This window comes from Micromonospora sp. NPDC052213, assembly GCF_040679695.1.
Classification (GTDB): Bacteria; Actinomycetota; Actinomycetes; order Mycobacteriales; family Micromonosporaceae; genus Micromonospora.
Map to the genome: position 1 here is coordinate 1 of NZ_JBFAVI010000225.1, position 9,152 is coordinate 9,152.

Genomic DNA, 9,152 nt, shown 5'->3' on the forward strand with positions numbered 1-9,152 from the left:
CGCGCGGGTGGTGTGCGCCACCCGCGCGGCCGGTCGTCACGGCAGCATCGGGACGGCCGGCGCGCAACCGGGCATGGCGGGTGGTGGCCGCCCGGGCGGGCCAGGCAGACTGAACGGCTATGTCGCCGTTCTCGCCCACCCTTCGGTTGCACGACCGGTACGTCCTGCGCGAGCGCATCGGCCTCGGCGGGATGTCCGAGGTGTGGCGCGCCGACGACGAGGTGCTGCACCGCCCCGTCGCGGTCAAGGCCCTCGCCGGGGAGTTCGGCACCGACCCGCAGCTGCGGGCCACCATCCAGCGCGAGGCCCGCGCCGCCGCGCGGCTCACCCACCCCCACGTGACCCAGGTGTACGACTACGGCGAGGCGAGCCTGGCCGGCGGCGCGGTCGTGCCGTACCTGGTGATGGAGCTGGTGGAGGGGCGCAACCTCGCCGACCGGCTCGCCGACGGGCCGCTCGCCTGGCCGGACGCCGTCCGGCTGGCCGGTCAGGTCGCCGCCGCGCTCGCCGCCGCCCACCGCATCGGCGTGGTGCACCGCGACATCAAGCCGGGCAACGTCATGCTCACCGAGACCGGCGCCAAGGTGCTCGACTTCGGCATCGCCGCGCTCGCCGGCCCGGACCACCCGCTGGCCGGGCAGACCGGCGAGCTGCTGATGGGCACGCCCGCCTACTTCGCGCCGGAGCGGATGCGGCCCGGGCCGCCGAACCCGGCCAGCGACGTCTACGCCCTCGGCGCGCTGCTCTACCGCACCCTCACCGGCCGGGCCCCGCTGCCCGTGCGGACCTGGGAGGACGCGCTGGAGGTGCACGCCGGGCACACGCCCGTGCCGCCCCTGCGGATCCCCGGCCTGCCCGCCGACGTCGCCGACCTGACCCTGGCCTGCCTCGCCGCCGACCCGGCCCGCCGGCCCACCGCGGCCCAGCTCGCCGCCCGCTTCGCCGGCGCGGCGCCCGCCGACCCGCACACCGCGGTCCTGCCGACCCTGCCCGCCCCGGCGGCGGGCGGGGTCCCGCCGGCGCACCCGCCCACGCTGGTCGACCGCTCGCTACCCACCTCGGCGGCGGCCTCCACCGGCCGGCCGGGATCCCCGGTGACCGCCGGCCGGGCCGGCGTGCCGGCGGCGGGCGGCCGACCCGTGGCCGCCGGCGGCCCGCGTCCCGTCCCCGCCACCGGCTCGCGGGCCTCGGGGAACCGGCCGATTGCGGTGCTGGTCGCCGCCGGCGTCGCGCTGCTCGTCGGGCTCGTCGGGGTGCTCGCCCTCGACGACGACGGGAATCCGCCGCCGACCGCCGCCCCGTCCGTGGCCACGCCGGCCGAGGAGCCGAGCACCGCGTCGCCGACGCCGGAGGCCACCCCCTCCGCCCCGCCGTCGACCGCCCAGTCGGCCCCGATCGGCCTGCGCCAGCTCGCCGCCGAGTTCGCCGCCGCGCTCGTGCAGGCGCAGGCCCGGGGCGAGATCGACCGGAAGACGGTCGAGCAGTTGCGGGACAAGCTCGCCGACCTGAGCCGCGGCAAGCCGAAGGACCGGCCGAAGCGGGTCGAGGACCTGCGGGAGCGGCTCGCCGAGGCGGTCGAGGATGGGCGGATCTCGCCCGACACGGCGGCCCGCCTCGATGCCCTGCTCGACCGGGTCGACATCGGGTCGCCGGGCGACGACGAGGACGACGACTGAGCCGCGCCGAGCCGATCCGACGCCCGCTCAGCCGACCCGGACCGCGCACCCGGGCCGGCCGTCGGCGCGCGGGGTGCGCCGGGCCACCCCAGCCCGGTACGGCCTACCGGCCGGTCACCTGGCCAGGAGGGCGCGCAGGGCCTTGACGACCTCGGCGGGCGACTCCTCGGCCATGAAGTGGCCGCAGGAGACGGTCCGGTGCTCCAGGTCCGGCGCCCACGCCCGCCACAGCCCGGCCGCGTCGTAGCCGAGGGCCGCGCCCCAGTCCTGCTGCAGCACCGTCACCGGCATGCGCAGCCTGTTGCCGGCCGCGCGGTCGGTCCGGTCGTGCTCGACGTCGATGCCGGCCGAGGCGCGGTAGTCGGCGACGATCGAGGTGACGGCCTCCCGGGACGCCCGCAGGTACGCGGCCCGCACGTCGGCGGGAAGGGCGTCCGGGTCCCGGGTCCAGGCGTCGAGGAAGTGGCCGAAGAAGGCGTCCGGGCTGGCACCGATGAGCTGCTCGGGCAGGCCGGGCGGCTGGGCCATCAGGTAGAGGTGGAAGCCGACGGCGGCGGTCGTGCCGTGCAGGACGTCCCACATGTCGAGGGTCGGCAGCACGTCGAGCGCGGCGAGGTGGGTGACCGCCTGCGGATGGTCGAGGCCGGCGCGGACGGCGACCAGCGCGCCCCGGTCGTGCCCGGCCAGGGCGAAGCGGTCGTGCCCCAGCGCGCGGGCCAGCGCGACGACGTCGGCGGCCATGGTCCGCTTCGCGTACGCGGTGCCGTCGGGGTCGGCGGGCTTGTCGCTGTCGCCGTAGCCGCGCAGGTCCGGGCAGATCACGGTGTGGTCGGCGGCGAGGTCGGCGGCGACGTGCCGCCACATGAGGTGGGTCTGTGGGAAGCCGTGCAGCAGCACGACCGGGCTGCCGGAGCCGGCGACTGCCGCATTGAGCGTGACGCCGTCGGCGACGGTGACGCGCCGGTAGTCGAATCCCCTGATGGTCGGGTTCACGGGTGGTCCTCTCTGTGGTGCCGGTGAAGTGGCGGGCGCGGTGGTCGTCGGGGACCACGTCGTCCGGTGTCGAGCCTGCCCGGGGCCGGTCAGCGACCGGTCAGCAACGGGTGAGCGGCGCGCGGACCCGGCCGTGGGAGAGCCGGCGCCCGGGCGTGCCTAGATTGGTGCCATGACCAGGCAGTCGGCGGCACCCCCGGTGGCCTTCGGCGTGCTAGGGCCGGTGGAGGCGGTGAACGACCTCGGTCCCGTCGCGCTGAAGGGCCCCCGCCAGCGGGCGGTGCTGGCCCGCCTGCTCGTCGCCCGGGGCCGGGTCGTGCCGGTCGACCGGCTCGTCGGTGACCTGTGGGAGGAGCCCTCGGACGGCGCGGTGGGGGCGATCCGGACGTTCGTCGCCGACCTGCGCCGGGCCCTGGAACCGGGCCGGCCACCCCGGCAGCCGGCCCGGCTGTTGGTGACCGATCCACCCGGGTACGCGCTGCGTGCCGCGCCCGACGCGGTGGACTCCTGGCGGTTCGAGGCGGCGGTCGCCGAGGCGGGCGAGCTGCTGGCAGCGGGCGGGCCCGGCCCGGCGCTGGCCTGCCTGGACGGCGCGCTCGCCCTGTGGCGCGGCCCCGCGTACGCCGAGTTCGCCGGGCAGCCCTGGGCCCGGGCCGAGATCGACCGGCTCGACGAGCTGCGAATGCTGGCCGTCGAGCGGCGGGCCGAGGCGCTGCTGGCCCTGGGCCGGGCCGCCGAGGCGGCCACCGGGCTGCGGGCCCACGCCACCGGTCACCCGCTGCGGGAGGACGCCTGGCAGTTGCTGGCCACGGCCCTGTACCGGTCGGGTCGCCAGGGCGAGGCACTGGCCGCGCTGCGGCAGGCCCGCGACACCCTGGTGGCGGAACTCGGCGTCGACCCGGGCCCCCGGCTGCGGCGACTGGAGGCCGACATCCTCGCCCAGGCGCCGGAACTCATCCCGCCCGAGGCGTCCCCGCCGGCGCGGGCCGACGCCGTGCCGCCCGCTCGCGGCGGCACCGAGCAGCGACGCGACCGCCCGGCGGCGCCGCGCGGGACCTCGCCCACCGGTGCCCGGGACCGCGACGACCGCCGCCCGTTCGTCGGCCGTGACGAGGAGTTGACCCTCCTGCGGCAGGCCGCCCGGCACGTCGCCCGGCACGGCGCCCCCGTGCTGGCCCTCGTCTCCGGCGAGGCGGGCGCGGGCAAGACGGCCCTGGCCGACGCGCTCGCCGGGGAGTTGACCGCCGGCGGCTGGACGACGGCGTGGGGCCACAGCCCCGAGTACGAGGGCGCTCCCGCCGCCTGGCCGTGGACCCAGATCACCGACGCGCTCACCGGGGCCACCGACCCGGTGCCGCCCGCCACCGGCCGGCGGGAGGCACCGTCGCCCGGTCCCGACCCGGGGCCGCACGCCGTCGGCGCGGGGTCGGACGGCACCGGCCCGGGCTCGCACGGCACCGGCGCGGGGCCGTACGCCGTCGGTCCCGGCGAGGACCCGGCGGCGGCCCGGTTCCGGGTCCATCGCGCCACCGCCGCCGTGGTGTCGGCGGCGGCCGGCCGGGCGCCGGTGCTGCTGGTCGTCGACGACCTGCACCGCGCCGACGCCGACACCCTGGACCTGCTGACCGCCCTGGTCGGCGAACCGGAGCCGGTCGCCGGCCCGCTGCTGGTCGTGGGGACGTACCGCGCCGCCGAGATCACCCCGGAGCTGACCGCCGCGCTGGCCCGGGTGGCCCCCACCGAACCGGTCCGGGTCTACCTCGGCGGCCTGCCCGAGCCGGCGACCGGCGACCTGGCCCGCGCCGTCGCCGGACCCGCGCTGGACGACGCGGCGGTACGCCTGATCCACCGTCGCAGCGGCGGGAACCCGTTCTTCGTCCGGGAACTGGCGCGGCTGCTCGCGGCCGAGGGCGAGTCGGCGCTGCACCAGGTCCCGGCGGGGGTGCGGGACGTGATCCGGCACCGCCTCGCCCGGTTGCCGGACGCGGCGCAGACCGTGCTGCGGCAGGCGGCGGTGCTCGGCCGCGACGTCGACCCGGACGTGCTGGCCGCGCTGGCCGGCGACCCCGCGCCGGTGCTGGACGCCCTGGACCGCGCCCTGGCGGCCGGCTTCCTCGGCGAGCACGAGGCCGACGGGCGGCTGCGGTTCACCCACATCCTGGTGCGGGACACGCTCTACGGCGACCTGTCCGGGCCGCGCCGGGCCCGCTGGCACGCCGCCGCCGGGGACGCCATCGAGCGGCTGTACCCGCACGACGTCGCCGCCCTCGCCCACCACTTCGCCCGCGCGGCGACCCGCGCCACCGCGCCCCGCGCCGCGCGCTACGCCCGGGCGGCGGCAGCGCAGGCCGAACGCCGCTTCCACCCGCACGAGGCGGCCCGCCTGTGGCGGCAGGCGGTCGCCGCCCACGACCGTGCGGGTGACGACGACGTACGCGGGCGGCTGGACGCGGCGATGGGACTGGGCCGGGCACTCGCCGTCACCGGCCACCTCGACGAGGCGCGTCGGCTCCGGTCGGCGGCGATCACCACGGCCGTCGGGCTCGACGATCCGGGCCTGGCCACGAGCGTGCTGACCGCGTTCGACGTCCCGGCGATCTGGACCCGCAACGACGACGAGCAGCTCTCCCGCCAGGTCGTCCGGGCCGCCGAGCGCACGCTGGCCGCGCTCGGCGACGACGAGCCGGAACGGCGCAGCCGGCTGCTGAGCACCCTCGCCCTGGAGTTGCGCGGCACGACCACCGACCGGGGTCACCGGGCGGCGCGCGAGGCGGAGGCCATCGCCCGGCGGCTGTCGCACCCGGCGCTGCTCGCGCACGCGCTCAACGCCCGCTTCCTGCACTCCTTCGGCCGGGCCGGTCTCGCCGCCGAGCGCGCCCGCATCGGCGCCGAACTGGTCGACCTGGCCGCCCGGCACGAACTGGTGAGCTTCGAGGTCCTCGGCCACCTCGTCCTCCTGCAGGCGCACTGCGCCCTCGCCGACCTCACGGTCGCGGACGCGCACGCCGACGCCGCGGACCGCCTCGCCGCGCGGTACGACCTGCCGCTGGTGGGCGTCTTCACCCGGTGGTACGCCGCCCTGCGGCTGGCGGTCGGCGGTGACCCGGAAGGGGCGGAGGCCGCATACCGGACCGCGCAGGCCACGCTCACCGGCAGCGGGATGCCCGGCCTGGAGCACGGCCTGCTCGCCCTCGCGCTGCTGTGCCTGCGCCTGTCACCCGCACCGGGGGAGCGGGGAGCCAGCGGGCCGGGGCGGCACGCCCGGGCGGACGGGGACTTCGGGCCGTACGAGCCCTGGGCCCGGCCCCTGGTGCTGCTCTCCACCGGCCACCGGGGCGAGGCCGCCGCCGCGCTGCGCGCCCTCCCGGAGTCACCGCACGACCTGCTCCGCGAGGCCCGGCTCTGCCTCGCCGCCCGGGCCGCCCTGGCCCTCGGTGACGGCGCGACGATGCGGTGGGCGTACGCCGAACTGGCGCCCGCCGCCGACGAGCTGGCCGGGGCCGGCAGCGGCATCCTCACCCTCGGCCCGGTGGCCCACCACCTCGGCGACCTCGCCGCCGCGCTGGGCCGCCCCGACGAGGCCGCCGCGCACCGCCGGACCGCCCGCGCGGTCGCGGCGCGGGCGGCCCGCTAGGACGGCGGCCACCGCCGGGTCCGTCGGGCGCGGCCCCTGCGGTTTTCCGCACCCGCCCGGTGCGGTCGCCCGGCGGAACCGGACGGCCGGCCCCATGGCCGGCTCTCAGGATGAGTTCGTAGCGTGGGGGCCATGATTCGTACCGCGCACGCCCTGCTCGCCACCGGAACCGCCACGGGGGAGGCCGCACCACCGGAGGACGGCCTGGTCGGCTACGTCACCGGCCTGGTGGAACGGCTCGGTGGTCCCGGCGCGGGCCTGGCCGTCGCCCTGGAGAACCTCTTCCCGCCGATCCCCAGCGAGGTGATCCTGCCGCTCGCCGGCTTCGTCGCCGGTCAGGGGCGGATGAGTGTGGTCAGCGCGATCTTCTGGACCACCCTCGGTTCGCTGCTCGGCGCCCTCGCGCTGTACTACATCGGCGCCGCGCTCGGTCGGGAGCGGATCCGGGCGATCGCGGAGCGGCTGCCGCTGGTCAAGCTCAGCGACGTCGACCGCACCGAGGAGTGGTTCCTGCGACACGGGGTCAAGGCCGTCTTCTTCGGCCGGATGATCCCGATCTTCCGCAGCCTGATCTCCATCCCGGCCGGCGTGGAGCGCATGCCCGTGTGGACGTTCGCGGTCTACACGACCCTCGGCAGCCTGATCTGGAACACCACCTTCGTGATGGCCGGCTACCTGCTCGGCGACAACTGGCACCTGGTCGAGGGGTACGTCGGTGTGTTGCAGAACGTGGTCATCGTCGCCAGCGTGGCGGCCGTCGGCTGGTTCGTGGTCTCCCGGGTGATCCGCGCCCGGCGCGGCGCGGCAGCGGCCGTCGAGGCGGACCCGACCCCCGGACCCGCCCCGCTGCACCACGCGCCCGACCCGGCCGGGCGGGGCACCATCTACCGCAGCGCCTACTCCGACGGGCAGCCCGACCCGTGGGACCGCGACGGGGTGCGCTGAGCCGGTGGAGACGCCCCGGCCGGTGACGCCACGCCCGACCCGGATCCCCGTCGGGGTCGCCCTCGGGATCCTCACGGCCGTGGTCGAGGCGCTGTTCCTCCTCGGCGCGGCCGGCGCCGTGGCCGGCGCCGCGGCCGTGCCGCCGGCCCGCCGCCGCGTCCGCACCGCGATCCGCCGGTACGCCGCGACGCTGGCGCGGCACGAGCGGGACCGGCTGGCCCGGTTCCACGGCGTCGAGGTCCCGCCCGGGGCGGCGGGCCGGCGGGAGGTCGGTTACCTGGCCGCCCGCCTGCTGCCCGGGGCGCTCGGCCTGCTCGCGTACGGGGTGCTTGCCGTCGGCGTGGTGCTGGCGTCGATCGTGGTGCGGGCCGTGTTCCGCGGCGACCTCGGCGTGACCGACGCGCTGCTGCAGGCCGTCGTCGGCGCGGCGCTGCTCCTGGTCAACGTGCAGGCCGTGGTGAGCGTGGCCGCGCTGGACGTCCGGCTCGCCCGGCGCCTGCTCGGCCCGAACGCCCGTACCCTGCTGGAGGACCGGGTCCGGGAGTTGGCCGCCAGCCGCGCCGGCGTCATCGCCGCCGTGGACGCCGAACGGCAGCGCATCGAGCGGGACCTGCACGACGGTCTCCAGCAGCGCCTGGTCGCCCTCGGCATGCTGCTCGGCCGGGCCCGCCGCAGCCGGGACGCCGAGCGCACCGCCGCGCTGCTCGCCCAGGCCCACGCCGACGCGCAGCAGGCCGTCGCGGAGCTGCGCGAGGTGGCCTGGCGGGTGTACCCGTCCGCGCTCGACGACGCCGACCTCGGGCAGGTGCTGGAGATGGTCGCCCAGCGCTCCGACGTTCCCGTCCGCGTCCGCTGCGACCTGCCGGTACGCCCGCAGCGGCAGGTCGAGACCGTGCTGTACTTCGTCGCGTGCGAGGCGCTGACCAACGCGGCCAAGCACGCCGCCGCTACCCTGATCACCGTCGAGATCGGGACTGGGGAGGAGCTCGTCCGGATGACGGTGCACGACGACGGCGTCGGCGGGGCCGACCCCGCCGGGCGCGGGCTGTCCGGCCTGGCGCGACGAGTCGCGGCGCAGGACGGGCGGCTGCGGGTCGACAGCCCGGCCGGCGGGCCCACGACGGTGTCGGTGGAGCTGCCGTGCGGATAGTGCTCGCCGAGGACTCCACGCTGCTGCGTGAGGGCCTGGCCCGGCTGCTGACCGAGGAGGGCCACGAGGTCGCCGCCGCCGTCGCCACCGCCGACGACGTGGTCGACGCCGTCGCCCGGCACCGGCCCGACGTCGTCGTCACCGACGTACGGATGCCGCCCACCCACACCGACGACGGGCTGCGGGCCGCCCTGGAGATCCGGCGGCGCTGGCCCGGCACCGGCGTCCTGGTCCTCTCCCAGTACGTCGAGAAGCGATACGCCACCCGGCTGCTCGCCGACCGCCCCGAGGGCGTCGGCTACGTGCTCAAGGACCGGGTCGCCCAGGTGGACGACTTCCTCGACGCCCTGGACCGGGTGGCCGAGGGCGCGACGGCGTTGGACCCCGAGGTGGTGCGGCAGGTCCTGGCCGGCGCCGACCGCACCGACCCGCTGGCGCGGCTGACACCCCGCGAACGGGACGTGCTGCACCACATGGCGCAGGGCCACACCAACGCCACGATCGCCGGGCGGCTGCACGTGTCGCAGAGCGCGGTGGAGAAGCACATCAACACGATCTTCGACAAGCTGGAGCTGTCGCGGGCGGGGGGTTACAGCCGACGGGTGCTCGCGGTGCTGCGGTATCTCGGGGTCTGAGTTCTTCTCTCCGCTGCTGCTGCTGCGGTCGTGGTGGGGTGTGGGTTGCTGTGCGTCGTGGTGGGGGTGTGGCCCGCCGTGCCCGGCTCCGGGCGGTCAGGCTTGATCCCTGCGCCGGG

General features: G+C 77.6%; 6 protein-coding genes. 5 read left to right on the plus strand and 1 reads right to left on the minus strand.

Features of this window, described 5'->3' with window-relative positions; all coding sequences use genetic code 11:
* Window positions 1-119: 119 nt before the first annotated feature.
* Window positions 120-1,676, plus strand: a complete 1,557-nt coding sequence (locus AB0L34_RS31100; protein WP_363708906.1) for a protein kinase — start codon at window positions 120-122, stop codon at window positions 1,674-1,676.
* 114 nt (window positions 1,677-1,790) lie between these two features.
* On the opposite strand, the gene AB0L34_RS31105 is transcribed toward AB0L34_RS31100, so the two are convergent.
* Window positions 1,791-2,669, minus strand: coding sequence for an alpha/beta hydrolase (locus AB0L34_RS31105; RefSeq protein ID WP_363708908.1), 879 nt, complete (start codon window positions 2,667-2,669; stop codon window positions 1,791-1,793).
* A gap of 172 nt (window positions 2,670-2,841) precedes the next feature.
* Between AB0L34_RS31105 and AB0L34_RS31110 the strand changes: the two genes are divergently transcribed.
* From AB0L34_RS31110 to AB0L34_RS31125, 4 genes are all read left to right on the plus strand, one after another.
* Window positions 2,842-6,303, plus strand: coding sequence for a BTAD domain-containing putative transcriptional regulator (locus AB0L34_RS31110; protein ID WP_363708910.1), 3,462 nt, complete (start codon window positions 2,842-2,844; stop codon window positions 6,301-6,303).
* Between the two features lie 132 nt (window positions 6,304-6,435).
* Complete coding sequence (locus AB0L34_RS31115; protein WP_363708912.1) at window positions 6,436-7,248, plus strand: DedA family protein; 813 nt, start codon at window positions 6,436-6,438, stop codon at window positions 7,246-7,248.
* 4 nt (window positions 7,249-7,252) lie between these two features.
* Window positions 7,253-8,398 (plus strand): histidine kinase, encoded by a 1,146-nt coding sequence (locus AB0L34_RS31120; RefSeq protein ID WP_363708914.1) that lies wholly within the window; start codon window positions 7,253-7,255, stop codon window positions 8,396-8,398.
* Complete coding sequence (locus AB0L34_RS31125; RefSeq protein WP_357462160.1) at window positions 8,389-9,033, plus strand: response regulator transcription factor; 645 nt, start codon at window positions 8,389-8,391, stop codon at window positions 9,031-9,033. The genes AB0L34_RS31120 and AB0L34_RS31125 overlap by 10 nt, the downstream gene beginning before the upstream one ends.
* The last annotated feature ends 119 nt before the right edge of the window (window positions 9,034-9,152 follow it).